The following is a 25,224-nucleotide window of genomic DNA, read 5'->3' as shown; positions in this document are numbered from 1 at the left end:
CATTTGGAGCATATGATGTCAAAAAGCCGAAATGCCGCCGAACAGCCAGGTGTGAAGGTCGGGGAGCGCATTATCCCCGTGCCCGCTTCCATCAGTCCCGAAGCGCAAGAGCGGCTGCGCGCCGCTGTCGGACCGGATGGCACTCCGCTTAACGCTCTGTATGCCATGCCGAGCGCAAATGATCCCGAAGCCTGGCGCCGCATGAAACATGCTGCTGACTCCCATTATGCCGCTGCGATCAGGGATCGCGGCCAATCAGGAGCGGTCGAGGTCGAAACAACCCAGATCGGGTGTGCGACGGTGCATATCGCGACACCGTCCGAGGAAGCCTTCGACAATTGCGTCTACCTTGACCTGCATGGCGGTGCCTTTGTGTTCGGCAGCGGAGAAGCCTGCCGCGAGAGCGCACGCAGCCAGGCAATCGCGCACGGGATATGCTGCTACGGTATCGACTATCGCACACCGCCCGACCATCCTTTCCCGGCGGCCCTTGATGATTGTCTCGCAGTCTATGAAAGCGCAATCGCGCGGTATGGCGCGCATAGGGTCGTGATCGGCGGCCGATCCGCAGGTGGAAACCTGGCGCTGGCGACGGTTCTGCGTGCGCATGACGAGGGCAAGGCGATGCCTGCAGGGCTCGTGCTGCTTTCGCCGGAGATCGATCTGACGGAATCCGGCGACAGCTTCAACGTGAACAGCACCGTGGACGTCGTTCTGCCAAACCCTCTGATGCCGGCAAACCTGCTGTATGCGCATGGCGCGGATCTGGCCCACCCTTACCTTTCCCCGCTCTTTGCCGAGTTTTTTGATGGCTTCCCGACGACGTTCATCCAGAGCGGGACCCGCGACCTGTTTCTGTCGAACGCCGTGCGGTTGCACAGATCCTTGCGGCGCTCGGGCATATCCGCTGACCTGCATGTGTTCGAGGCTATGCCGCATGGCGGCTTTGGCGGGACGCCGGAGGATGCCGAACTGCTGGACGAGGTGGTGCGCTTTGTCCGACATTCCCTGCGTCGATAGAGCTCTTGCTGCAAGTCCTGCTTTCCGCGGCGGCATTGCGCCTGTTCAACGAGAGGCCGGTGGACACATCGCTGGCAAGCCGGAGGCAAGCCTTACAACCGGCTGCCGATACGCTGGCAGCGCCGCGCTTGGCCGCCTGGCAATCGATGGATGCCCTTGACCCGGCGTCTTGCAGCCGGTTGGCAATGGCACCCCATAGCGCCCTCATTCAAAGGCTGCCGGGGCAGTCGCAAACATCGCTCGGCTTGGGCCGGCCCGTTCAGCTTTGATCAGGAACACGGGCAACCATCTCGATCTCGATCCTGAGTTCGGGTGAGAACAGGGCGTTTACACCGATGCCGGTCATTGCCGGCATCGTATCGCCGAGAAAGGCAACAAGCGGCTCAAACACCTCTGCAGCCTTATCCGGTGTCCAGTCGACAATATAGGCGCGCAGGCTGACGATGTCGGAAGGCGATGCCCCAATGCTCTCAAGGCACAGCCTGAGGTTCCGGCAAACGATATCGGTCTGTTCTCTGAGCGAAGCAGGCACGTGATCAGTGCCTTTTTGTGCGGCGATCTGGCCCGAGAAGATGGCCAGCCGTCCGGTCTCGATCAGTGTCCCTTGCGAATGATGGTTTCCGGTGGCGTCCCAAAGCGCCGGCGGATTGAGGCGTACAAGAGGTCTGGTCATGTCGATTTGCTCCTCGTCAGGCCACATGGCCCATGCCATGTCACCCGCCCCGATTAGCTGCTCGCGCCGTGAACGGATGTCCGCTCAACTGTGACCGATCGGCACGGATCACCGCTGCTTTTGAGTTCCACATCAGTAGACACATGACAGCAGCAGCGGCAGGATCGCGAGAGGTGAAGGATGGATTGTGATGACCGATATCATTAGTGCGGAACGCGGATTGTGACCGCACGCAGCCTCAACGAGATCGTCATCTTCATGGCGGTGGCTGATGCGGGAAGCTTCGCCCGTGGCGGCCGGACGATGGGCCTCACCGGGTCGGCCGCCAGCAAGGCTGTCGCCCGTCTCGAGGCCCGGCTCGGTGTCAGACTGCTGCATCGTAACTCCCGCGCTGTAAGCCTCACATCAGAAGGCGAGCGATTCCGCGAGAGCGGAAGGGCCATCCTCGAAGCCATGGACGAGGCTGAAGCGAGCATCGCCGTTCCGGACGGCAAGCCGCGGGGACTGCTGCGCCTGAGTGTTCCGGACGCCTTTGGCCGGCGCGTGATCATGCCGCTGGTAAGCGAGTATCTTGAACGCTGGCCCGATGTCCGCATCGATATCGATTTCTCCGACCGTCCCGTCGATCTCGTGGAAGAAGGCTTCGATCTTGCCATTCGGATAGGAGGAGAAAGCGCGCCGGACGGTATCGTTTCGCGGGTCGTTGCCGAATATCCGGTGTGGATCTGTGCCGCCCCATCCTATCTCGAGCGCCGGGGCCATCCTCCACACGTGGAAGCTCTGAGCGGGCATGATTGCATCCTGTTTCGTTCCCGCACACGAACGCAGGAATGGTTTGACCATCCGGGCGGCGAACACGCCGACAAGGTGCTGGCCCACGGGCGGTTGCGCATGAACAGCGCAGAAGCAATCCGCATGGCTGCCCTTTCGGGCCTCGGGATCGCGCTGCTTCCGGCCTTCCTTGTCGATGACGATCTTTCAGCCGGGCACCTTGTCCGGCTTTTCCCTGAGCTCGGCGTCCAAACCGTGCGCATCCTTTGTCTCTATCCCAGCAGACGCCTCGTCGACCCGCGGGTCCGCACCTTCATCGACAATGTGAGTGCGGCCCTGACGCGTGTAACCTGAATCGGGGCATGCCGTGGTGCGGGAGAAAGGAGCGGGCTCATGTCAGTCCCTCAATCCGCGCTTGAAGAAATAATGAAAGACATAATGGGCGGGTGAGACGACCATGACAAGTTCCCAACCATCCGCACCGAATTCGTTCAGCTGATCGGCATTCAGGGTTTCGGTGACAAGTTTGTATTCCCATTGCACGGCGTAATCTCCACGTGTTGCGTTGACGGGATATGGTCTGCTGTCGGGGATGCGCATCGCTGCAAAACCCCAGCCGTGCCGGTTTTGCGCCGAACCGCGATCCGCGTCTGGCCGTACGCCAGAAACGATATGCCATGCTCTGGTGGCTCCGATTTCAGGCCCTTGCTAGGCACGCCCTCGCCTCTGGACCGACCGAGCGATATTTCCATTACGACCGCGCGAACGGTGAGAGGCCGCTGGTTCGGGGCGAGCGAGGAGAATGGCTTCCGATTGTCGTCAATCGCGAGAGATATGCCGCGGAACACAGCGCGAGACGACTGAAGGCCCTGGCTAGCCTCGGTCATTGTGCAGCAGCCCGGAACGGGGCACTTCGCCAATCACAGGATGGAAAAATGAAGAGATCACCGAAATCACGGCTCGGCGAGATCCTATCTGGATGCCTGGTCGCCGTCCTCATCGGGCTCGGCACCGTTGCCCTGACGAATGCCGATGCAATCGTTGCGAGCGGGGACTGAACATGGGGGATAACCCGGTCGGTTCTGGCGGTTCATGTCGTTCTGGTGGCCTTGCCCTTCATTGCCATTTCGATATTGCCAAACGCAGGCAGGGCTGCATGGCTGATAGCCGGCGTCCTCACCGCAATCGTGTGGAGCCTGCCAAGTCTGGACCAGCTTGTGCGGAAGGGCGAAGGCGGGGCCAATATAGGGCTTGGAATCTTCATGCTGATTTCGCCCCTCCTCATACTCGGGGGCGCGCTGGCGGCCCGGGCTGCGGCAAGACGGCGCGGGCGGGCGAGCGGATAGCAGATGCCGCGGCCGCGCCTGTCCCAGGTTTTTTCAGTCCAAAGCGCTTTGACCCTTCAGAAAGCTTGCAAGACTATTCGCTGGCCGCCCCGTTATCCGCTCCACCTCCAGAGTGATCCGGTCCTCGGACCCTTGCGCGATTGCCTCGTCCATGCCGGCAAGCGTGAGGGCATAGGTTCGGGGGATACCAGATCCGGCGTACCGGTCCGCCAACGCGTCCACCGTCAGACGGCAATGACGGACAGGTCTGCCGATTCTTGCGCTGATCGCATCTGCCGCTTCGGCGTAGGTTAGGGCTTCCGGACCTGTCAACACATGCTCGCTGGAAGGAAGCGCGGAACTGGTCAGGGCCTCTACTGCAACGGCAGCGATATCGGCGGCATCGATGAACGGCACGCGTCCGTCCCCCGTCGCGGAGTACACGCACCCCTCATGAAGGATCGAATGCAAATGCTGGGTCGTGAAGTTCTGCATGAACCAGCTTGGGCGCAAGACCGTCCAGAGCGGCGCATGGGCGTCCAGCCAGGCATGAACCTCACCCATCATCGGCCCACCTGCCTCGAGCGAAGAAGCGCTCAGCAGCACCAGTCGTCCCGGGACCTGCAATACCGCCCGCTTGAGGAAGGGATGCATAGCGGACAGCTGTTCCGTCTGATCGGTCGGCGCAACGAGGTAGACCGCGCCAACGCCCTCGAGCGCAGGACCGTATGTCGTCGCGTCACCCCAATCGAACCGGACCTGGTTCGCTGACGATGGGTCGCGCGTGGCGACGCGCGCTTCGATCCCGCGCAGCGCAAGCTGGCTGGCGACCTGCTGACCTGTCTTCCCCGTGCCGCCGGTTACGAGAACCCGCTCATTCATGGCCGGCGCCTCCCCCCACAAGGGCATCGACGAACGCCGCGCCCTTTGTTGCACGGAGCACGGCGATCGGGTTCCAGTAATCGCGATAGAGAACAATGCGCCCGTTCTCGGTGCGGATCACTGAGATATAGCGCTGATCATAGGGCGCGCCTGTCGCCACCCCGCGACCGAAGCCCTCGAACTCGATGATGACCACGGCGGGATCGGTCGTGGGATGCACGGTCGGTTCGCCCATCCTGTCGAACGCGATGAGGCCGCCCAGCCCTTCAAGGTGGCGGGCGACGGCCTCTCGGCCATCGAGCCGATCAGGCAGGTCGGGCAGCGCATAGGGAAACTCCATCACGGCGTGTTCGTCCATCATGTCCGGGAACGACCTGGCGTCCCGGTCGATCCGGTCCCCGAGCGCCTTGCGAAGCATGGCCGAAAAGCTTTCAATATCTTCACTCATGATCTATCTCCAGTTGGTCGGAACGATTGCGTTCCGACCATATTTAGGGATCTGTGGATGGAACGCAACCGTTCCGACGATGTCGGAATCAGAATCCGCACTCTGAGCGGCGCAGCAGTCATGCGTGCTGACGTCACGGACGCGCTGACCCGCGCCTTCTTCCAGGAATGGGCCCGCGCTGGCTATTCAGGGCTAAGCCTCGAGCGTGTCGCCCGCTCCGCTGGCGTCGGCAAGGCCGCACTCTATCGGCGCTGGCCCGAAAAATCGGTGATGGCAGGCGACCTTCTGTCGCGTGTCGGGTTGACGATCACCGATGTTGGCGATCAGGGGTCTCTCGAAGCCGATCTGAAGGCGTTGCTCTTCGCGCTTCGCCGGGTGCTCCGACACCCAAAGATGCGGCGGATCATTACGGACCTCCATGCCGAGATCGAGCGAACTCCAGCGCTCGAAACGGCCATACGGCCATTCCAGCGCGCACGACGCGAACGAATCAACGGATTGCTCGATCGAGCCATCGAGAGAGGCGAGCTCTCGCCATCCGTAGACCGCGAAACCGCGGCGGACCTTATCGCAGCTCCGCTATACTGGCGTTTGTCGGTCGTGGGTGGGCGATCTGACAAGGATCACATTGCACGCCTTGCCCGAATGCTCGCCTCTGCCCTGCGCGCAGACGATTGACGTGCCTCGACCAGCAGGGCTCCGCGCATGCCGGCATTGAGCTTCAACGGCGGTGGAACCCTTGGATGCGGATGTCGTTCCGCCGAAGTGAGGCTATCGACCTCTTTCCGTCACCGCCACCACATTGTCGCTGACGTTGCGGTCGACAAACGTGAGGTACGGATCGATACCGGCATAGGCTGGCTTGCTCGTCGTGATCATGCGGATGGTCTGTTCGCCCGAGCGGATCGGCAGCCGCTGCAATGATATCACCTTCTCGCGGGTGAATCCCCGATCGTCGGGATTGGCGCGGAATACGCCGATATCGAGTTGCTCGTTGAACGTTGCTTCACGCTCATTGCCCTTGCCATCGGCATAGGACTTTCCTGCTGCCACCGTGATGAGAGTTTCATAGCGGCCGTCCGGCATCTTTCGGACCGTCGCCTGGCTGACCCTGAGGTCATAGAGGGTGATACGGTAGAACAGGTCCCGGACAAGTTCGCGCTCGGCAGGCGTGCGGGCAATCGCAAGCAACCCATCCACCAGGTCGCTCGAACTGGCAAAAGGCGCAGGTTTGGACCGATACCGCTCTATCAGACTGCGCAACACCCCATTGACCCGGTCCTCGCCCAGACGATCCTGCAGAAGATACATGACCAGCGAGCCCTTATTGTAGTGAATGTATCCCTGCCTGTAGACTTTGGCGAGCGGCTGCTCCTCGGCTGCTTCCAGCCGGCGGCCCTGCAGATAGATATCCTGCTCGTATTTCAGGAACTGGCGGATCTGATCGGCCCCCAAGTTCTTCTTCATCACCATCAGCGCCGAATACTGCGCCAATGTCTCGGTAAGAACCTCGGCTCCCTGCATGTCCGCGGGCATCACCTGGTGGAACCAGTACTGGTGCGCCAGTTCGTGCGCGGTGAGGTAGGCGAGGAAATCGAGCCGATTTGGATCGCGGAAATCCATGATGAAGCCGACTTTTTCGGAGTAGCCCACCGTCCCGGGTGCAGAGTTCGCGCCACCACCATAATCGGGCCGTTCGATGATGCGCGCGTAGCCATATTGGTAGGGACCGAAATTATCGCGATAGTAATTGAGAGAGTCGACCATCGCGTTCAGCATCCGGTCAATGTTCATCGCATGTTCGGGGTGATAATAAACGCTGGCACGGACGCCGCGACCGGCATCGACAGATTTCTGCGCGTAGCGACCGGCCTGGATCGTGATGAAGTTCAGCGATGGGATAGGAGATACGAACCTCGCCGTCCGACGGCCGTTGGCGACAGTCTCGGATACCCGCGCCCCTGTCACCACCAGTGTCTGGTCTGCATCCGTTGTGACCGTAATGTCCGTGTTCACGCGATCGACGCTCGCGAAGTTCCTGTTGCGGGCCGCTGGATCGCCGAGCCTGGGCGCTGTCTTTCCGGCTGGCAGGCCGTATTTGCGCCGCTGCTTGTTGCCTTGCAGGAAATTGGCACCGCTCATCCCGAGCGCCGGTGCGAAGGCGAAATTGGTCAGATACGCCCCGTTGGCCGCAGGCTGCGCATCGAATTCATACGCCTGAAGGTTTGAAGGCAGCGCATACAGCCCGCGCTTCTCCTGCACGGTTCTGAAGGTCAGCGTCCCCTGGTCGCCCGGCTGCAAAGGCTTGGCAAATCGGTAGATGCGGTGGAGATTTTCCTTGTCGTCGCTCACCAGCGTTGCGCCGGGCACGTCTATCGCCTCGACACGCAAGGTCGGGGCGGGGATGCGAACGTGGAGCAGTTCGATCGGTCTGGTTGTCGCGTTGCTGAAACGATAGCGTCCGTCAAACTGTGCCCATCGCCGGGAAGGCCTCAATTCCACATCGAGCCTGACATCCGTGAGCGTCGGCTCCGGTCGCCCCAGATAGCGCGCATACGCCTTCTCATACCGCGCCGTGCGCATGTCTTCGGCATCGCCGCCTGCCCAATAATGGTTGGCGATGTTCATGTTGTAATAGAGATAGCTGCCCATCCCCGCGGTTATCGCCAGCGCGAGGGCCATGATTGCGAGGGGCATGCCGCGCAATCTCGCGGGCAGCGTGCGCCACTGCCCGGCAAGCGTCACGGCGGTACCACGACGCCACATCAGATGACCGATGATGACGAGAATTGCGGCAAAGGCGGTCCAATAGAACCGCAGCGCCCAGGCAGTGGCGCCGCCGTAGTCATCGCCATTCATGTCCGATAGCGGGTTTGAGGCTTCGGCGTAATTGAGCAGTGGGTGGCTGAGGCCCAGACCGGCGAAAACGATCGTCGATACGAGGTACAGCAGCATGATGCCCCAGCCGACGAACTTGTTCGGGCTGACAGCCTGGGCCACGATCGACAGAACAGACAGATGGATGACATAGAAGATGTTGGGCGCGGCGAACCACGCCAACCACTGGCCAAGTTCGATATCGGCGACCCCGCGCACCAGCTGAAACGCTATCGATTGGACGAGCACCACCCCGACGCTGAGCGCGATCAGGACACCTGCCACCCCGCAAAGCTTGGAGACCAGAAAAACCCAATTGGGGACCGCTGTCGCGTCGATGATCTCGTTGATCCGGCGCTCGCGTTCACGCCATACGACTTCCCCTGCAAAATAGATCGCCATCAGAACCGTGATCAGGGCCGAAGCACCCCGAACCGTTTCGACCAGCACAAACGTCCGCGGCCAGGGAGGCACATCGTAGAAGCGGCCGGCAAGCGTCAGCGTGAGCAGCAGGTTGATTGATCCGACCAGTGCAAGCACCCAGAAGGCCGGGCTTTTGAAGACGAGCTTCATTTCCAGCAGGGTGCGCGTGCGCAGCTGATGCCATACTCCGCGCTCGGGCATGCTGTCCGGAAGCTGCCGGAAGACCAGGGGACTGACGGCGGCCAGCTTCGCCTCGCGCGCCGCCTGACGCCGGGCGGCGCGCGGCGACGTGCCGCGTTCGGCGAAGCGGAAGTGCCAGACGGCGATGATGACCAGCGCAATCGACAAGGCCATCCACACCAGGCGGTGGCTGAGCAGCATCCAGGTCAGTTCCAGTGACTGCGTGTTCGCCTGGATCGGGGTCAGGTAGCGGATGCCCAGGCCATATGCGATCGTGCCGAATGGTTCAAAATAGGCCGCAAGCGACACATCGGGCCATTTCCGCAGCATGGCCGTGAGTGCAAAATAGGCAAACATGCACACGATCACCGCGAGATAGCTGTAGGTGACCGAACGGGTCCAGATCGCGACCGCAAAGAAGATCGCCGAGGTGATCAGCAGGTTGGGCAGAGCAATGACGAGGAAGGCAAACGCATAATCCTGCAGCCGGTTGGGGCCGATCAACTCCGGATCAACCCATGGCATCCAAGTGCCAATCCAGATCGCTGCCGGCACCGCCAGAAACGCCACCGCAGCGCCGAGAAACGCGCCGCTGAACCGACCCAGCATATAGGAAAGCTTGTTGACTTTGGTTGAGCGGATGATCCCGCCAAAGCCGGTCTCGTCGTCGCGCACGACCACGTTGGCGACGAAGGCGGTGGTCACGAACATGAAGAACAGCGACATTGTCAGCATGATCTGGGCGATCGCGGTCGGCGCATTGGTGAAGATATTGCCGCCGCTGCCGAGGCGGATCGATTCAACCGTCGTTGCGCCGAAGGTCAGCAGGAAGAACAGGACGGTGGCAACCCAGAACACCGGGTTGCGGAACTGGTAACGCAGCTCGAAGCGCGCGATCGTACCGAACATCAACGTGCCCCTCAAACGGCTGGTTGCGCGGAGGCGCGGCGGATTTGCGTCAAGGTCGACAGGTAAACATCTTCCAGCCCGCCCTCGACAGGCGCAAAGCCGTTGCCGGGGTCCGTTTCAGACAGAATGTGGATAATGGTTCGGCCTGCAAACAGCCGGGTCGAGATGACCTCATAGCCAAGCTTGACGTCGTCGAGCCTGTCGCGCTCGATCGTCTTGGCCCAGATGGTGCCGCGGCTGCGCGCGATCAGATCACCGGGCGCGCCCTGAAGCTGGATGCGCCCCGCCGCAAGCACCGCCATGCGCGGGCACAGATCGGCGACATCCTCGACAATGTGAGTGGACAGGATGATCACGACGTTCTCGCCGATTTCCACCAGCAGATTATAGAAGCGGTTGCGCTCTTCCGGATCGAGACCAGCGGTCGGCTCGTCGACAATGATCAGTTCGGGGTTGCCGATCAACGCCTGCGCGATCCCGAAGCGCTGGCGCATTCCGCCTGAAAATCCCGCGATCGCCTTGGTGCGGACACCCCATAAGTTGGTCTGGACCAGCAAGGATTCCACCGTCGCGCGCCGGTCAGCGGCAGAGATGACGCCCTTGAGCGATGCCATGTGATCGAGCATGTCGTAAGCGGAAACGCGGGGATACACCCCGAAATCCTGCGGCAGATAGCCCAAAGTCGCCCTGAGACGGCCTGGCTCGGCCAGCACGTCGATATCGCCGAACCTGATCGCGCCGGCGGTCGGTGTCTGCAGCGTCGCGATGGTCCGCATCAGCGAGGATTTTCCAGCACCATTTGGTCCCAGTAGCCCGAACATTCCCTTGCCGATCGAGATTGTGACCCCATCGAGTGCACGCATTCCGTTTGGATAAACATGCTCAACGCCATTCAAATGCAGCAATATTGCCTCCTGGAAATTCTCTTTGCTGCCCATCGTCATGGATGACGCCGCAATATGCCCGCAGCACATCGCGAAGAAGCTGCGTTTCGCCCGCACACAATTCACAGGACCAGCCTTTGCCAGCGGACCTGGCGCCTTCCTCAGCGCCAGAGAGGTCGCTCCGCCGGTCAACCACGGCCCCGGGCTAGGTTGGGCTGAGCGCGTCTAACCAGCGTTTCTGTTTTGCCATCGCGACAGAGTTTCGGAGAAAGCCAGCAACGACGCAAATCACTAATCTTATCGCTCAAGGGTAGTTATTCTCATGCTGGAACGGCGGGCTGGCTGAAATCGGTCAGCGGCATGATCGACCTGAGCCGTCGAAATCTCTGCTGTCGATGTCATCGCGCGGCCAGGCCTATAGAAAAGCTCAGGCTTAGCCTGAGACATTCAGGTTTGTATTGGCCGCCCGATCATCCGAAACCAGGTGCCCATTGCTGTGTTTCCAAGGGGCTTCCTATGACCTTCGATGACTTCAACTGCCTCAACCGTCGCGACCTGATCCAAACCGGCGCACTGCTGGGCGCCGGCATTGCCCTGGCTCAACCGCTACCCCTTCTGGCGCAATCGGGCGCATTATCGGATGTGCGCGCTGCGGCGCTGGCAGGCAAGGATACGGCCATCAAGCGCATCCGCGACTGGATAGCACTGCCATCGATCGCTGCCGAAAACCTGAACATGCCCGAGGGCGCGGCCTATTTCGCCGGACTGGCGAGGGATGCAGGATTCACCGATGTCGAGATCATCCCGACAGACGGGCATCCGGGCGTGTTTGGCAAGATCGACGTGGGGGCGCCACGCACCTTGGGTCTCTATTTCATGTATGACGTCAAGCAATTCACTCCCGCCGAATGGTCCTCTCCCCCGCTTGAGGGCAGGCTTGTCGAGCGAAAGGGGCTTGGCACCACGATGGTCGGCAGGGGGTCGGCCAATCACAAGGGCCCCGAGGCGACGTTTCTCTCCGCTCTGCATGCCATCCGGGCGGCTGGGCGCACCTTGCCGGTCAATCTCGTCCTCATTTGCGAAGGCGAGGAGGAGATCGGCTCTCCCAATTTCCGCCAGCTCGTCACAACGCCCCGTGTGCTCGCCGCGCTGCGGTCGTGCGACGGCGTCTTCATGCCCACCACCATGCAGGGGCTGGAGGGAAATGCCGCAGTCGAACTGGGCGCGAAGGGTATCATCGAGCTGGAGTTGATCGCCAGTGGCAACAAATGGGGCCGAGGACCGAAGAACGACATTCACTCCAGCCTGAAGGCCATAGTCGATTCTCCGGTATGGCGACTGGTGCAGGCCCTGCAGACACTGGTTACGCCTGACGGCAATACCCCTGCGATCGAAGGCTGGTTCGAGAATGTCCGCCCGCTAACCGAGCGCGAGAAATCCCTGATCACACAAGCGATATCGCCCGTGACCGAAGGGCAGATGAAAGATGCCTTTGGTATCACCCATTGGATCGACGACCTCCCCTTCCCGGATGCGCTTATCCGGCTGGCCCAGGCGCCGACCGTCAATATCGAAGGGCTGGTCGCGGGCCACACCGGTCCCGGCGGCATGACCATCCTGCCCAACCGTGCGGTTGCCAAGCTCGATTTCCGGCTGGTGCCCAATCAGACGCGCGCCGAGGCCGTTCAGAAGCTGCGCGCGCATCTCGACAAGCAAGGCTTTGCCGATGTCGAGATGAAGGTGAGTGGCGGTTACGATCCCACCGAAACCGACGAGAACAGCCGCCTCATCCGCACTGCGATGGCAACGTACAGGAAGCTGGGCATCAGACCGGATCTCACCGTGAGGCTTGCGGGGAGCTGGCCTGGCGGGACATTCACCCAGCCACCCGTATCCGTTCCGGTGGGGCGGTTCGGGCTGGGTACTGGCGGCTATGCCCATGCGCCCGATGAATATCTCTTGATCGAGTCCACCAACCCCAAGGTGGCAGGCCTCGTCGACTCGGTCATGGCCTATGCCGAGTTCCTCTACACTCTGGCAGCGATCGACTAGCACAAGCGGAGTCTGCGCCCGGGGCAGTGTTCACGCGGGTTGCTGCCGTGGTGGACACCAGCCCCGGGTGTCCCGGCTTTGCATCGCCGAGACCTAGGCAGGTCGCCAGACGTCGCGGGCCACGCGCATGAAGTTGCCGCCCAGAATCCCGCCAATGGCGGCTTCGGGGTATCCCCGTTTCACGAGAGCTTCGACGATGTCCGACAGCCGCTCGGGCTCGATCATCTTCATACCGGCCTGATAGCTGAAGCCTTCGGGAAAAGTGGAGGCCATGCTGACGAGATAATCATCCAGTTCAGCGGCATCGAAGACATAGTCCAGCCCCAGCCCAACATGCTCGGCACCGATCAACTGAACCGCATAATCGACGTGGCGCACGAAGGTTTCGGTCGAATTGTCGTTCTGGCCGAGGAAGATGCCGATGCCGTTGATCCCGACCACGCCTCCGGTCGCAGCGCAGGCCCGCATGGCTTCATCACGGATGTTGCGGGGGTGGTCGTGCAGCGCGCGCGGGTTGGAGTGCGAGAAGATGACCGGTCGCGACGCGTAATGCATCACGTCCATCGTCGTACGATGGCCAGTGTGCGAACAGCAGGCCACCATGCCGACACGGGCCATCTCGTCCAACACGATACGCCCGAACGCGGTCAACCCGCGGTCCTCGTCCTCATGGCAACCGCTGCCGACCCGGTTGGCGCGGTTGTAGGCCATAAGCATCCATCGGACGCCAAGATCATAATACAGGCTGATCAGGCTGGGCTGATCGGCCACACCGTTGGCGCCTTCCATGTTGAACGCGATCGCCAGCTTACCCTCGCGCCGGGCCCGTTCGATATCGTCCACCGTCGCGATCAGCACATAGCTTTCGGGATGTTGCTTGAGCCAGTGACGAAAATTGGCGATCATCCGGATGTGGTCTTCGATACCATGGTCGCCAAAGCCGATATTGACGATGGCGACATCGACCCCCGCCTGCCGATAGCGGGCAAGTTGCGGAAGGAAAACGGTATCGAACGGCCGCAAAGGCAAGCAACCGTGATTGTCCCAGACCAGCCAGTCCTTCAGATTGACCGGGGGCTGCGTGACCATCATGAAACGCTCGTTCTGTGGCCGCGACCAAGACGGGCTTGTGCCATCTTCAATCCTTCAGGCAGATATTGCTTCCCACGGCGGCGACCATTCCGACCAGCCTGACCGTTCGATTGCGAGACAATCACTGAGTGTCGCTGATCGTCCAGGCCGTGCGGAACCGCATCGCGCCAGGATCGGCTCAAAACCGGTAGCTCGCGGTGACCCCGAATGTCCGCGGCCGATAGACCTGCCGCAGCAGCCGCTGGCCGGGACCTATCCCCAGCCTCGACAATTCGTCGCGTGAATTCAGGACATTATTGATGAACAGCGAGATATCCGTATTGCCGGCACGCCCTCCCAGTCTTGCGGCCACAAAGTTTCGGGTGAATACGCGCGCATACAGCGGATCGAAACCGAGATTGCCCGATGGGTTGTCCAGGCCGCTGCGATAATCCCATTGCACACGGCCATAGCCCGTCAACCCGCTGGCCCCCAGGCTGGTCTCGTAATTGCCCGCGAGCGAAACGATCCAGGGTGGCGCGAAACGATCCCCCTTGGTGACGATGTTAGCCGCCGGGCTCGCCACCGACCCGTCAGGATTGAGGATAGCGGGACGGATGAGGGTCTCCTGCACGGTCGCCCGGGTGTAGCTGAAGTTCACATCGAGCGAGAGACCGGTGACAGGCGTGATCGTGAACTGCGCCTCCACGCCCCGGGCGCGCGATTTGCCGAGGTTGTCGATAAACGGCGAAGCACAATTGACCACGGTCCGGCTTCGCTGAACATCGGTCCAGTCGATCTGGAACGCGTTCGCCGCAAAGGTCAGCCAGCGACCAGCGCGCCCCTTCGCACCGACTTCATAGCTCCACGTGCTGTCCGAACGGTACTGCCTTGGTACATCTTCATAACCCAGATTTCTGAGCTGGGCGGTGCATGCGGGATCGGGAAGCGTTGGAACGACGTTGGAGCCGCCCGGACGAAACCCTTTGCCTGCGCTGGCATAGATCATCAGATCGTCGGTGGCCTGATACTCGATCCCGAACTTGGGCGTAATCGGGCTTTCTGCCGTGCTTCCGCTGGTGACCACATCGGTGGGCACATTGTTGCCCGTTACACCGCGAAAATCGAATTCGATGTACGAATAGCGCGCACCGGCGCTGACACTGAGCTTGTCGGTCAGCTTGTAGTCGACCTGCCCGAAAACGGCAAACTGGCGGTCCAGCGCTCTGTCATTGCCAAAATTGACGTTGCCGTTGATGGAGGGGATGTAGAAAATATCGGGCCTGGCAGCCCTGTTGAATTCGACCGCGCTCTGACGCGCGTTCTGGTAGAACAGGCCGAACGAATAGCTGATCGGGCTCGCGCTGGGGTTGGACACCAGGCGCAGCTCCTGGGTCAACGTCCGCTGCCTTATGGTGACGTCGACCGACAGACGTTCATCAATGATGCCCGGCAAGCCGAATCCCGCGGCGGGTAGACCGAGTATATCGAGCAGAAGACCGGTGCCATCGTCGCTGTTCACGACCTTGCGATCGAGGTATGAGGTATTGCTGATCAGCCTTGCCGGCCCAAGATCGGCTTCCGCCTTGACCGCATAAAGGACGGCGCGGTCCCGGCCAAAGGAGGGAATGCTTTCGCCGCTGGTGAATGCCGGAAATGGTGGCAGATCGACATTGGGTCGCCATTCCCAGAATTGGTCGCTCTCGTTCCGGTTGGCTTTCTGGTAGAAGACAGATGGCGTGATCGTCAGATCTTCGGTCGGCTTGAGCAACAACGCGAAGTTGCCGACATAGGTATCGCGCGAGTTGGCGTTTTGCTTGGGTGTGCCCCCATTCTGGATGTAAGGGACGCGATCGATATAGCCGCCGTCGCGGCGATAATAGCCACTTGCCCGAAATCCGATCTTGTTCTCGACAAGGGGCCCGCCAACGGCAGCCCCCGCCTCGTAACTCAGCGCGCCGCCTTCGGTCGTCGCCAGCTCGGCGCGCCCATAGCCGGAATATTCGCTGACGCTCGGCTTTGCAGTGATGAAGCGGATGGCACCGCCCATGGCGCCAGCGCCGAACAAGGTGCCCTGGGGGCCACGCAGCACTTCGATGCGCTCAAGGTCGAACATGGCGGGGTAGAAGTTGGATGTCGTGCTCAATGAGCGAACCTGGACAGGCGTGTCGTCGATATAGACGCCGTTCATCGTCGCGCCGATCACGGAGGTGAGCCCGCGGATCACAAGATAGCTGGCGCCGAATGCCCCCTGGTTGAGCGAAAGCCCCGGAGTCATGCGCGCGAGGTCCTCAATGTTGCGCACGCCCCTCACATCGAGATCTTCCTGGGAGTAGGCACTGACGCTGACCGGCGTGCGCAAGATCGTAGTGTCGCGGCGCGTCGCCGTCACGACGATCTCGCTTGGATTGCGCGTTCTCGCGTCGCCCTGCTCCGGCACTTGGTCATTGGCGAGTGCCGCAGTCGAACACATAAATGCGCCCATCGATATGGTAGCCAAAAGCCTGTTACTTGCTTTGGTCTTTATCATGGTCCCAATCCCCTTAATTTTTATTTATTCATTCAGCTTCTTAGGTTCTATCAAATTATGATATAGGCGCCGTTGCTGTCAGTGCCCTGCTTAAACAACAGAACAGCCTGCCTCGATGCAATCGGTGAGCGAGATTTTGCTACATAATTCGAAATTTAGTCTGACCTTTATTATTATAAAGTCAGTAATTCTGGCTCTTTGCGCCAGATAATCTACGCCGCCTGTACAGGCCCGCCGCAAGACACATTTCGCGCGATGATCGCGGTGAAACTCCCCAGCGCCAAACGGCGTCCGTTGCTCGCAGCATCTTCATACTTGATCGTGACGAGGCTCCGATCCGGTTCGTCCAGGCAATGGATCGTCAAGCGATCGGCGTTGTATCGACGGACCCAGAGCGAGCGAGCGGTCAGTCCCAGGCGCACGGCAAACGCAGACGGGGTGTCTTGCGCTTTGGTCCGCAGATCCGCTTACCTGGCACCAGGGAGAGGGACCTCTTCATGGGCCGGAACATAGATGCGGCCGTCCTGCAACATGAGGCGACCGTTGACAAAGGCCGTGGTCACCTTTCGCAAAGCTGCGAAATCCTCGTCGGGATTGCCATCGATGACGATGATATCCGCGAGCATTCCAGCTCTGATCGTCCCAATCCGGTCTCCCATGTGCATGATCTCGGCACTTGTCCTGGTCGCCGCAACCAGCGCCTCTGGCTTGGTAAATCCTAGATCGACGAAGCTCTCCAGCTCGTTGATATAGGCGCCGGGCAGATGAGCCGGAGCATCCAGGATCAGGTCCAGTCCGATCCCCATCTTGACACCGCCGCGGTGCATTTTCTTGGCCATCTCCATGATGGTGGTCTCATTCAACTCGAACCGGCGCGAAGGCGTGCCATAATAGCCGCCCGATCTGCGCGAAATCAGGCGATAGGGGATCAGCGTCGGCACCGAAGCGATCCCGCGCCTCGCCATCAGCGCGACCGCAGCGTCGCTGCGCGGCAAAGGATGCTCGATCGAATCAACCCCAGCCTTGATCGCCATGTCGATATACTGGGTCTCGGCATCGACCGTCACGGGCAGGCCCAGCGAATGAGCCTCGTCTACTGCGGCCGTAACTTCTTCCTGGGTATACTCGCTTGCGAGCTTGATGAGGTCGGCGCCCTTGGCGAACTGGATGCGCACCGCCTCGCGCCATTGGTCAGGGCCGGTTGCAATTCGCGCCATAGAGTTCGGGTTGCCGTTGGTCACCTCGGGCGATCCCGGCGCAAACGCATGTATCGCACCATGCCCACCGGTCTGGGTGATCAGTTGCCCGGCGGCAAAGATGCGGGGGCCGGCGATCGAACCCTCCGCCTGGCGGCGCTTGAGCACGAACGGCACATCGCCATGCGAGCCCACGTCGCGCACGCTGGTTATGCCGGCCTGGAGATAGATCGCCATGCGCTGCACGGCCCGCATGGCGGATTCCGCGCTGCTGAGATTCGCCGCCGAAAAAACGCTGCTGGCGCTCGCAGTATCGAGAAAGGTGAGATGGGTATGCAAGTCGATCAGGCCCGGCATCACTGTCTTGCCGGCAACATCGAAGACAACGGCGCCTTCGGGCCAGTTACGATCACCGGGGTTGAGGACCGCAGTGATCGTCTTGCCCTCCACCACGATGGTCGCCGGCCGCGCTGGTGCCCCGGTGCCGTCAAACAACCGCCCGCCAACGAGCACGAACGACCCCTTGGGCGCGTTGAAATCAGCCGGAACTGGGATGCGCAGGCCATCGTCCGAGGTGGGCACCGATTTCGGAAGCCACTGGTCGCGTTTGTAGATGGGTCTGGCTTCGGGAGCATTGTGTTGCGCCACGGCAGGCGCAGTCGCCATCAGAGCGACGAGCGCCAATCGAGAAACCCATGCGATCATCATCTTGGCCCCTTTCTTCAGGAATATCTGTCGCAAATGGTCAGGGCCGCGGGTTGCCGCCATCAAGGCTTGCAGGGCCTCTGGCCTGACGTAGCGCTTCTGGATCAACGCGACTGTTGCGCCGCAATCCAATCGTCGATCCGGCGCTCCAGGATATCGAGCGGCATCTGCCCTGCCCCCAGCACCGTGTCGTGAAAGCCCTTGATATCGAATTTCTTGCCCAGCGCGGCTTCTGCCTTCCTGCGCAGCTCCAGCATCTTGATCATGCCGATCTTGTAGCCCGTCGCTTGGCCGGGCATCACGATGTAACGCTGCACTTCGGATTGGATCTGGCCCTCGGCAGCTGGCGAGTTCTCGCTGAAATACGCGACCGCCTGTTGCTCGGTCCACCCCTTGGAGTGCAGCCCGGTGTCGACCACCAGCCGAATGGCGCGCCAGATTTCCGTCGTCAGACGCCCGAAGTCGGAAAAGGGATCCTTATATCCGCCCATCTCCTTGGCCAGATATTCCGAATAGAGCCCCCACCCTTCCTGAAGCGCGTTGTAATAGAGCATCGTCCGGAACTTGGGGACATTGGTCAGTTCTTGCGCGATCGAAAACTGCATGTGATGCCCGGGATTTCCTTCATGATAGGCGATCACCTCCAGTTGCGGGATCGGCATCGCTTTCATGTCGATAAGGTGAGCATAATACACCCCCGGTCGCGACCCATCGGGCGAAGCCAACTGGTAATGTTGCGCTGCGCCAGCGGTCTCGCGGAATGGCTCGACCCGTTTGACCACGACTTCGGCCTTGGGCAGAATTCCAAAATACTGCGGTAACTTGGCTGTCATGTAGCTGAGATGCTTGGTTGCGGCATCGATATAGGCTTGCCGCCCCTCATCTGTGTTGGGATAGTAGAATTGATCATCGTCGCGGACGAAGGCGAAGAATTCCTGCAGTGATCCCTTGAAACCGACCTGCTCCTTGATGGCCTCCATCTCATTCTTGATCCGCGCCACCTCGGAGATGCCGATCTCGTGGATCTGGTCTGCGTTCAGATCCGTCGTGGTCGAAATCACGAGCTGGGCTTCGTAATATTCCTTGCCACCGGGGTTCTTGCCCACACCTGTTGCAATGGTATCCGCGTTCGACCGGTCAGCCTCCAGCCATGCTATGATCTCGCGATACGAAGGTGCCAGTTCCTTGATCAGCGCTTCGCGCACCGCCGCGGAATAGCGCTCGGCCCCTTTGCGATCCAGCTTCCCATTTTTTACCAGCGCATCGATTTTGGCCTGGGCATCGGTCAATAGAGCGCTGCTGCCCTCCCCGCCGAACGGCGCTCCGGAAATCAGGTCTCGACACTGGTCGAGCACCAGATCGTAGGAAAATCGGGGAGGGCGTGAGCCCGCTGCGGCGTTCAGCTTTGCGCGCTCGAGACTTTGCTTGAGACCCCGTGAAATCCCGCCAATACGCGCGACATACGCATCCATGTCCGACAGCTCATCAACCCTGTGGATTGCTATCAGGAACTGGGGGAGCCACGCATGCGGGCTGTTCATCTGATTGAACACATATTCATTTCTGCGGAATTTATAAGCGAGCGCCGCATGCTCGTACTGATTGATCCATAGATCATACGAGACCTGTGCGTCTTTGGTTAGCTTGGCCCGGTCGAATTTCGCCTTCATCTCTTCGACGGACTTGCGGCGCCACTCGACGGGCGCGAGCATTCCGGCCTCCGAAAGATCGTCGATCTTGTCATAGGCCGTCTTCTCGCCCCGATAGGAATACCACATCGGACTGAAGGCCATCTGCTCCTCGAACTTCGCATCGAACCATTGATTGAGCCGCGCCGTCTCGCTTTCGGCCTGCGCCGAGGGCGCTTCGGTCTGAGCAGTTTCAGCATGAGCAGGCAGAACCGCCGCTCCGCACAGCAGAAGTGCCCCCATTGAGGCCATGCGCCGCAGCGTTGCAACGGACCGGGTGCGTCTCCCGGACAATCCAGCCGCAGCAACATCCCAAGGCATCGAACTCGTCATCCTCATTCCTTTGCACAGTTCGTTCGCGGGCAGGCTCCATTGACGCATTCAGGCCAAAGCCCGGCAAGCCGCCGCCCCTTATGGTAACCTTCCGAAACATCCTGCAGCCTGAGGCGGCACGAGCTGGCCTGCCGTTCAAGGGGACATTTCGTGGGTCAATCAAAGTCGAAGCCCCGGCAACCCGCAAACCATTAAACTTGGCTCAAAGCCTCAGAAAATCTCTCGCTGGGTCAGTTGCCGCAGGTTCAACCTGTTGAAGGCGACGCCAGCGGCGCTCCAGTCCGTCCTTCAGCCCAGCCATTGTGCGCATGGCATCATGCGCATGCTATTGGGCTATCGGCATGTGCCAACCGTCCTGTTCGGCGAGCCAAAGCCCGGCGCTGCCTTTCCCTCCGATATGGTGAACGCAGCGGCCTCAGTTCCTGCCGCGATCGAAGCATCATAAAGTCTAATCCTAGGGACCAGTATTACTGGCTTGATGACATGCGCCGATACGCCGAAGTGCGATGAGAATTAACCGCAGGCTGGATTACCCTCTGGCGCACCGGTCAGTGAAACAGAACGTGCCTATAAAGGAGCAGGACATGTATCTTTCGCAGGAGCAACTTGAGGAGTTCAACAATAACGGATTTCTCGTGATCCCCAATCTGTTCTCGGCCGAAGAGGTTGCCGAGATTCGCAGTGCGATGGACCGGGTATTCGATGAAGATCATCCGGGGAACATCCGGGAGAAGAAAAGCGGTGTAGTGCGGACTGCAATGGGCCTGCATCTGCGCGATGAAACCTTCGCGCGGCTTGTCCGGCACCCCCGCCTGGTCTCGCCGGCACAGCAGATTGCCGGAAAGGACCTGTACGTTCAGCAGGTCAAAATCAACGTGAAGGCCGCGTTCGACGGCGAGCTCTGGCAGTGGCACCAGGATTTTTCGACCCATCATGAAGATGATGGCTGTCCGGAACCTCTCGCCTTGAACCTGCACATCTTTCTGGATGACGTGACCGAATTCAACGGCCCGCTCTATTTTTTCAAGGGGTCGCAGAAATTCGGCAGCGTCGCCACCCGGCACGACACGGTCTCCACGAGCTACCCGCTGTGGGTCGTCGAGGAAGACAAGGTCCGGGAAATCTCCAAATCCTGCTCGCTGGTTTCGGCCACGGGCGAAGCGGGAACAGCTCTGATCTTCGGCGACTGCCTCGTCCACGGTTCGCCCGCCAATATCTCGCCGTCCAACCGCAGCATATTCTCGCTGATCCTCAACCCGCTGAGCAATGCCTACACCAAGACCAACCGGGAAGACTTCCGTCATCACCGCGACCTGTCCGCTGTCGAGCCGCTTGCGGACGACTGTCTGCTCGCACCGACTGATTGAGGCGCCCCCCTCCCACAGCATGCGTCGGTCAACGCCGCCTGACGGTGTCAGAGTGGACAATTCGCACGAAAGAGAGAAGATATGGCTATGTTGGTGAGACGGTCCTGGGTCGGGGCCGCCAGCGAAGACTTGGTGCAGAAGGTCGCGTCCAAGGTGTTTGAAAGCACGGCGGACACGATCGATGGACGGCTGTTCGAACTGATCGCCGAAAACAGGCAGATCCATGATGTCAGCTGCATAAACCTCAATCCCGCAACGAACGTCATGAACCCCCGGGCGGAGCAGGTCCTGTCCAGCGGTCTTGGGAGTCGCCCGTCGCTCGGCTATCCGGGTGCCAAATACGAAATGGGCCTTGAGGCCATCGAGCAGATAGAGATTATCGCAGCCGAACTGGCGGCCGAAGTGTTCGGCGCACGCTATGCCGAATTCCGGCTCGCTTCGGGCGCGATGGCGAACCTCTACGCGTTCATGGCCACGTGCAGACCGGGCGACAAGATCATTGTGCCGCCCGATACCATCGGCGGCCATGTCACCCACCACATCGCAGGAGCAGCCGGCCTCTACGGGCTTCAGGTTCATTCCGCGCCGATCGATGCAGATGCCTATACGATCGATGTCGATGGCCTTGCCAGTCTCGCCCGGGAAATCCGGCCCAAGCTCATCACCATCGGTGGCAGCCTGAATCTGTGGAAGCACCCCGTACGTGAAATTCGGGCGATTGCAGACGAGGTCGGGGCTTATGTGCTGTTCGACGCGGCGCATTTGTGCGGGATCATCGCAGGTGGCGAATGGCAGCAGCCGCTCGAGGAGGGCGCCCATTTGATGGGCTGCAGCACTTACAAGAGCCTGGGGGGCCCGCCATCCGGTCTGCTGATGACCAACGATGCCGAGCTGGCCGCTCGGATCGATCGGATCGCGTATCCTGGCCTGACGGCCAATTTCGATGTGGCGAAGACTGCCTCGCTGGCCCTGTCGCTGCTCGACTGGAAAGAGTTTGGTCCGGGCTATGCCAGGCAGATGCGGGCGACCGCGCGGAAACTCGCCAAGGAACTCGACGCCAAGGGCATTCCGGTGTTCGGGGGCGCGCGCAACTTTACGGACTCGCACCAGCTGGCTGTGTGCGCCGAACGTTTCGGGGGCGGCCATAAGGCAGCCCAGCGCCTGCGTCTGGCGAATGTGCTTGCGTCCGGAATCGGTTTGCCGATAGCGCCCGTTGCAGGCGATTTCAACGGCTTGCGGTTCGGAACGCCCGAAATCGTCCGATGGGGCATGACGGAAGCCGACATGCCCGAACTCGCGGATATCGTGACGGAGGCTCTCACCTGCAGCGACCCGTCCTCGGTGGCCGAGCGGACAAGCCTGTTCAGGCAAGGGTTCCAGACCTTGCATTTCATGCGTCATTGAAAGGCGCGATCGTCCGCGCTGCCCCATGTCTGCGTCGCGTCGTGGCCAGGCAGCGCGCGTTTTCAAACCCGGATGATCACGACGCGAGAACCGCACGAGCCAGGCTCGGTGCGCCCATGACATTCGGCGCCATCTGCGGATGCACACAAGGAAGGAAGCAACATGCTGGTTGGCGTACCCCGTGAGATCAAGGCGAATGAGTATCGCGTAGGACTGACGCCCGGGTCCGCTCGCGAGTATGTCGCCAACGGTCATCAGCTGGTGGTGGAGACCGGTGCCGGTGCCGGCATCGGGGCTGGGGACGATGCCTACGCGGCAGTGGGCGCGACGATCGTCGCCAGCGCAGGCGAAGTGTTCCAGAGGGCTCAGATGATCGTCAAGGTCAAGGAGCCGCAGCCGTCTGAGTGGGTTCAGCTGCGCGCAGGCCAGATTCTCTTCACCTATCTGCATCTTGCTCCCGATCCCGCACAGGCCAAGGGTTTGCTCGATTCGGGCTGCACGGCAATCGCCTATGAGACAGTCACGGATCGCTCCGGTGCCCTGCCCTTGCTGGCACCCATGAGTGAGGTCGCTGGCCGCCTCTCGATCGAGGCTGCAGGCTCAGCGCTTCGGCGGCATTCCGGCGGCCGCGGCCTGCTGCTCGGCGGCGTGCCAGGCGTAAAGGCGGCCCGCGTGATGATCATTGGCGGTGGCGTCGTGGGAACCCATGCAGCGCGCATGGCAGTCGGGCTGGGCGCAGAGGTTACGATCATCGATCGCTCGGTTGCACGGCTGCGCCAGCTGGACGAACTCTTCAGCGGGCGGGTCCGGACACGGATGTCGACGATTGGCAACATAGAGGAAGAACTTGCCGAGGCAGATGCCACGGTCGGTGCTGTGCTGGTGCCGGGGGCCAGTGCGCCCAGACTGGTCAGCCGCGCAAGTCTCAGCAAAATGAAGCCAGGGGCCGTGCTGATAGACGTCGCCATAGATCAGGGCGGGTGCTTTGAAACCTCAAGGCCGACGACGTATGAAAATCCAACCTACGAAGTCGATGGCATCATTCATTACTGCGTTGCCAACATGCCCGGTGCCGTCCCGATGACCTCGAGCGAAGCGCTGAACAATGCGACACTGCCTTTCGGACTCGCACTGGCCGCCAGGGGTCTCGAAGCGCTCAGCCACGATCCTCATTTGCTCGAGGGCCTGAACATTCACGCAGGGCAGGTCACCAACCTTGCCGTAGCACGGGCGCTGAACCGGCCTTATGTGCCAGCGCTGCAATCGCTCGGCCAGATCGCGGTCTGAAAGGCTTCACGAACCCGCCGGGACCAGCCCATTGCGGCGGTACTGCCGGGATTGCGATCCGGCGGCTGGACGGCCAGGACTGTCAGTTCCCGGCTTCGGCGACATCAGCAGCCCCATCACTCTCCAGACCTGCAACGCCCGGCGATGGCTGGGCCTCCCCAGCTCTGGCCTGCTCCACTACCCAGGTGACGAAGGTTTCGGCCGCCTCGGACAACGGCGCGCCTGATTTCGTCAGCAGATAGAACTGATTGTTGGAAGGAACACGCAGTTGGGAAAGCTGTTGCAGCTTGCCCTCTTCCAGCAGCCCGCCAATCAGTGCGGTGTGGCCGATCATGAAACCGCTTCCCTGGACGGCCGCATCGACCGTCATGGAATACAAAGAAAAGGTCTGCGTGCTCAGCTTTTCGGGTCGGATCTGGCTGGTCCGATTGAGCCAATCGGTAAAATCATGCTCCCAATAAATATCCAGCATCAGGGGCGCTCCAATCGGGAGGCCCAGATGGTCGGCATCGGTTGCCATCATCAGCTTCGGGCTGGCTACGGGAACAAGCTCGTCGAACAGCAACGCGCGATACTCGCAACCGGGAAAGGGCGGCTGGCCATAGCGAATTGCGATGTCGAAATTGGATGTGCGCATATCGATCACAGTCGCATCGGCCCAAATCTCGACATTCATGTTCGCATGGAGCGAATAAAAGTTATCCATCCTGGGGCCGAGCCAGAGCTGGGCCAGCGCTGGCAGGATCGACATGCGGATCGTCTTGGGGCCTCCGGTCGAAGCGATTTCTCGGGTGGCGGACACCAGAAGGTCGAGCGCCGGAGAGATACGCTGGGCATAACGCCTTCCCGCCTCTGTCAGCTTTACTCCTTGCGGATAACGCTGAAACAGCTCGACCCGCAGAAAGGCCTCGAGCGCCTTGATCCGCTGGCTGACCGCGCCAGGCGTTACGCTCAGCCTCGCCGCTGCCAGGACGAAGCTCTCGGTTGCCGCCGTTTCGGCGAACACGCGCAGCCAGTCCAGATTGGGTGTTTCCCTGAGCATTAGACCTTGTCCCTCGGCCAACATTTGGCTGAATTGCAACAGCCTGCGCGTCTCGGCATCCCCCGAGATGCGAATTGATTTTATAGGGAAATATCGGTTGGCAGCAAGGTCATTAGCCTGTCGGGATATCGAGATCGCGCTGCTCTATGTGCCCCGC

19 protein-coding genes are annotated in these 25,224 nt (G+C 60.7%); 8 read left to right on the top strand and 11 right to left on the bottom strand.

The features are described 5' to 3' along the window. Positions 1 to 12: 12 nt before the first annotated feature. The gene (locus B5J99_RS08005) at positions 13 to 1,020 is read left to right on the top strand and encodes an alpha/beta hydrolase (protein WP_245991810.1); all 1,008 of its coding nucleotides are present in this window, start codon (positions 13 to 15) and stop codon (positions 1,018 to 1,020) included. Between the two features lie 259 nt (positions 1,021 to 1,279). Here the strand turns inward: B5J99_RS08005 and B5J99_RS08000 are convergent, their stop codons facing one another. After that, entirely contained in the window at positions 1,280 to 1,693 is a 414-nt protein-coding gene (locus B5J99_RS08000; RefSeq protein ID WP_054133784.1) for a RidA family protein, read from the bottom strand. 222 nt (positions 1,694 to 1,915) lie between these two features. Here B5J99_RS08000 and B5J99_RS07995 point away from each other — a divergent pair, with 222 nt between their 5' ends. Beyond that, positions 1,916 to 2,818, top strand: coding sequence for a LysR family transcriptional regulator (locus tag B5J99_RS07995; RefSeq protein ID WP_117352102.1), 903 nt, complete (start codon positions 1,916 to 1,918; stop codon positions 2,816 to 2,818). A 42-nt stretch (positions 2,819 to 2,860) separates the two neighbouring features. Here the strand turns inward: B5J99_RS07995 and B5J99_RS07990 are convergent, their stop codons facing one another. The 3 genes from B5J99_RS07990 to B5J99_RS07975 form a co-directional block, all read right to left on the bottom strand. Further along, the gene (locus tag B5J99_RS07990) at positions 2,861 to 3,064 is read right to left on the bottom strand and encodes a hypothetical protein (RefSeq protein ID WP_054133719.1); all 204 of its coding nucleotides are present in this window, start codon (positions 3,062 to 3,064) and stop codon (positions 2,861 to 2,863) included. Positions 3,065 to 3,843: 779 nt separating this feature from the next. Continuing rightward, a complete protein-coding gene (locus B5J99_RS07980) occupies positions 3,844 to 4,671 on the bottom strand; it encodes an NmrA family NAD(P)-binding protein (RefSeq protein ID WP_117353409.1) in 828 nt (275 codons plus the stop codon). Next, positions 4,664 to 5,119 (bottom strand): nuclear transport factor 2 family protein, encoded by a 456-nt coding sequence (locus B5J99_RS07975; RefSeq protein ID WP_231683730.1) that lies wholly within the window; start codon positions 5,117 to 5,119, stop codon positions 4,664 to 4,666. The genes B5J99_RS07980 and B5J99_RS07975 overlap by 8 nt, the downstream gene beginning before the upstream one ends. Positions 5,120 to 5,176: 57 nt before the next feature. Here B5J99_RS07975 and B5J99_RS07970 point away from each other — a divergent pair, with 57 nt between their 5' ends. Continuing rightward, positions 5,177 to 5,797, top strand: coding sequence for a TetR/AcrR family transcriptional regulator (locus tag B5J99_RS07970; RefSeq protein WP_245991807.1), 621 nt, complete (start codon positions 5,177 to 5,179; stop codon positions 5,795 to 5,797). A 93-nt stretch (positions 5,798 to 5,890) separates the two neighbouring features. On the opposite strand, the gene B5J99_RS07965 is transcribed toward B5J99_RS07970, so the two are convergent. After that, on the bottom strand, positions 5,891 to 9,304 hold the full coding sequence (locus tag B5J99_RS07965; RefSeq protein ID WP_162892506.1) for a M1 family aminopeptidase: 3,414 nt from the start codon (positions 9,302 to 9,304) through the stop codon (positions 5,891 to 5,893). Positions 9,305 to 9,308: 4 nt separating this feature from the next. Here B5J99_RS07965 and B5J99_RS19505 point away from each other — a divergent pair, with 4 nt between their 5' ends. Beyond that, complete coding sequence (locus tag B5J99_RS19505; RefSeq protein ID WP_162892505.1) at positions 9,309 to 9,476, top strand: hypothetical protein; 168 nt, start codon at positions 9,309 to 9,311, stop codon at positions 9,474 to 9,476. Between the two features lie 43 nt (positions 9,477 to 9,519). Here B5J99_RS19505 and B5J99_RS07960 read toward each other — a convergent pair whose 3' ends face one another. Further along, positions 9,520 to 10,371, bottom strand: coding sequence for an ABC transporter ATP-binding protein (locus B5J99_RS07960; protein ID WP_245991805.1), 852 nt, complete (start codon positions 10,369 to 10,371; stop codon positions 9,520 to 9,522). A 381-nt stretch (positions 10,372 to 10,752) separates the two neighbouring features. Between B5J99_RS07960 and B5J99_RS07955 the strand changes: the two genes are divergently transcribed. Beyond that, positions 10,753 to 12,444 (top strand): M20/M25/M40 family metallo-hydrolase, encoded by a 1,692-nt coding sequence (locus B5J99_RS07955; RefSeq protein WP_342768912.1) that lies wholly within the window; start codon positions 10,753 to 10,755, stop codon positions 12,442 to 12,444. A 93-nt stretch (positions 12,445 to 12,537) separates the two neighbouring features. Here B5J99_RS07955 and B5J99_RS07950 read toward each other — a convergent pair whose 3' ends face one another. The 4 genes from B5J99_RS07950 to B5J99_RS07935 all read right to left on the bottom strand — a co-directional run bounded on the left by B5J99_RS07950 (position 12,538) and on the right by B5J99_RS07935 (position 19,967). Continuing rightward, positions 12,538 to 13,536 carry a dipeptidase gene (locus B5J99_RS07950; protein ID WP_117352098.1) on the bottom strand — a complete coding sequence of 333 codons (999 nt, stop codon included), beginning with the start codon at positions 13,534 to 13,536 and terminating at the stop codon, positions 12,538 to 12,540. A 178-nt stretch (positions 13,537 to 13,714) separates the two neighbouring features. After that, positions 13,715 to 16,045 carry a TonB-dependent receptor gene (locus B5J99_RS07945; protein ID WP_083231552.1) on the bottom strand — a complete coding sequence of 777 codons (2,331 nt, stop codon included), beginning with the start codon at positions 16,043 to 16,045 and terminating at the stop codon, positions 13,715 to 13,717. 467 nt (positions 16,046 to 16,512) lie between these two features. Next, positions 16,513 to 17,949, bottom strand: coding sequence for an amidohydrolase family protein (locus B5J99_RS07940; RefSeq protein WP_162892504.1), 1,437 nt, complete (start codon positions 17,947 to 17,949; stop codon positions 16,513 to 16,515). A gap of 101 nt (positions 17,950 to 18,050) precedes the next feature. Then, entirely contained in the window at positions 18,051 to 19,967 is a 1,917-nt protein-coding gene (locus B5J99_RS07935; protein WP_245991803.1) for a DUF885 domain-containing protein, read from the bottom strand. A 584-nt stretch (positions 19,968 to 20,551) separates the two neighbouring features. Here B5J99_RS07935 and B5J99_RS07930 point away from each other — a divergent pair. From B5J99_RS07930 to ald, 3 genes are all read left to right on the top strand, one after another. Beyond that, positions 20,552 to 21,334, top strand: a complete 783-nt coding sequence (locus B5J99_RS07930; protein ID WP_162892503.1) for a phytanoyl-CoA dioxygenase family protein — start codon at positions 20,552 to 20,554, stop codon at positions 21,332 to 21,334. Positions 21,335 to 21,415: 81 nt separating this feature from the next. Continuing rightward, a complete protein-coding gene (locus B5J99_RS07925; protein WP_117352094.1) occupies positions 21,416 to 22,738 on the top strand; it encodes a serine hydroxymethyltransferase in 1,323 nt (440 codons plus the stop codon). Between the two features lie 162 nt (positions 22,739 to 22,900). Next, positions 22,901 to 24,025: an alanine dehydrogenase gene (gene ald / locus B5J99_RS07920; RefSeq protein ID WP_117352093.1), complete on the top strand. Its 1,125-nt coding sequence runs from the start codon at positions 22,901 to 22,903 to the stop codon at positions 24,023 to 24,025. A gap of 82 nt (positions 24,026 to 24,107) precedes the next feature. Here ald and B5J99_RS07915 read toward each other — a convergent pair whose 3' ends face one another. After that, positions 24,108 to 25,067, bottom strand: coding sequence for a LysR substrate-binding domain-containing protein (locus B5J99_RS07915; RefSeq protein ID WP_162892502.1), 960 nt, complete (start codon positions 25,065 to 25,067; stop codon positions 24,108 to 24,110). Between the last annotated feature and the right edge of the window lie 157 nt (positions 25,068 to 25,224).

This window comes from Blastomonas fulva, assembly GCF_003431825.1.
GTDB classification, from domain to species: domain Bacteria; phylum Pseudomonadota; class Alphaproteobacteria; order Sphingomonadales; family Sphingomonadaceae; genus Blastomonas; species Blastomonas fulva.
Note: the sequence above shows the minus strand (reverse complement) of the source record. Positions and strands in the feature narration are given on the sequence as shown.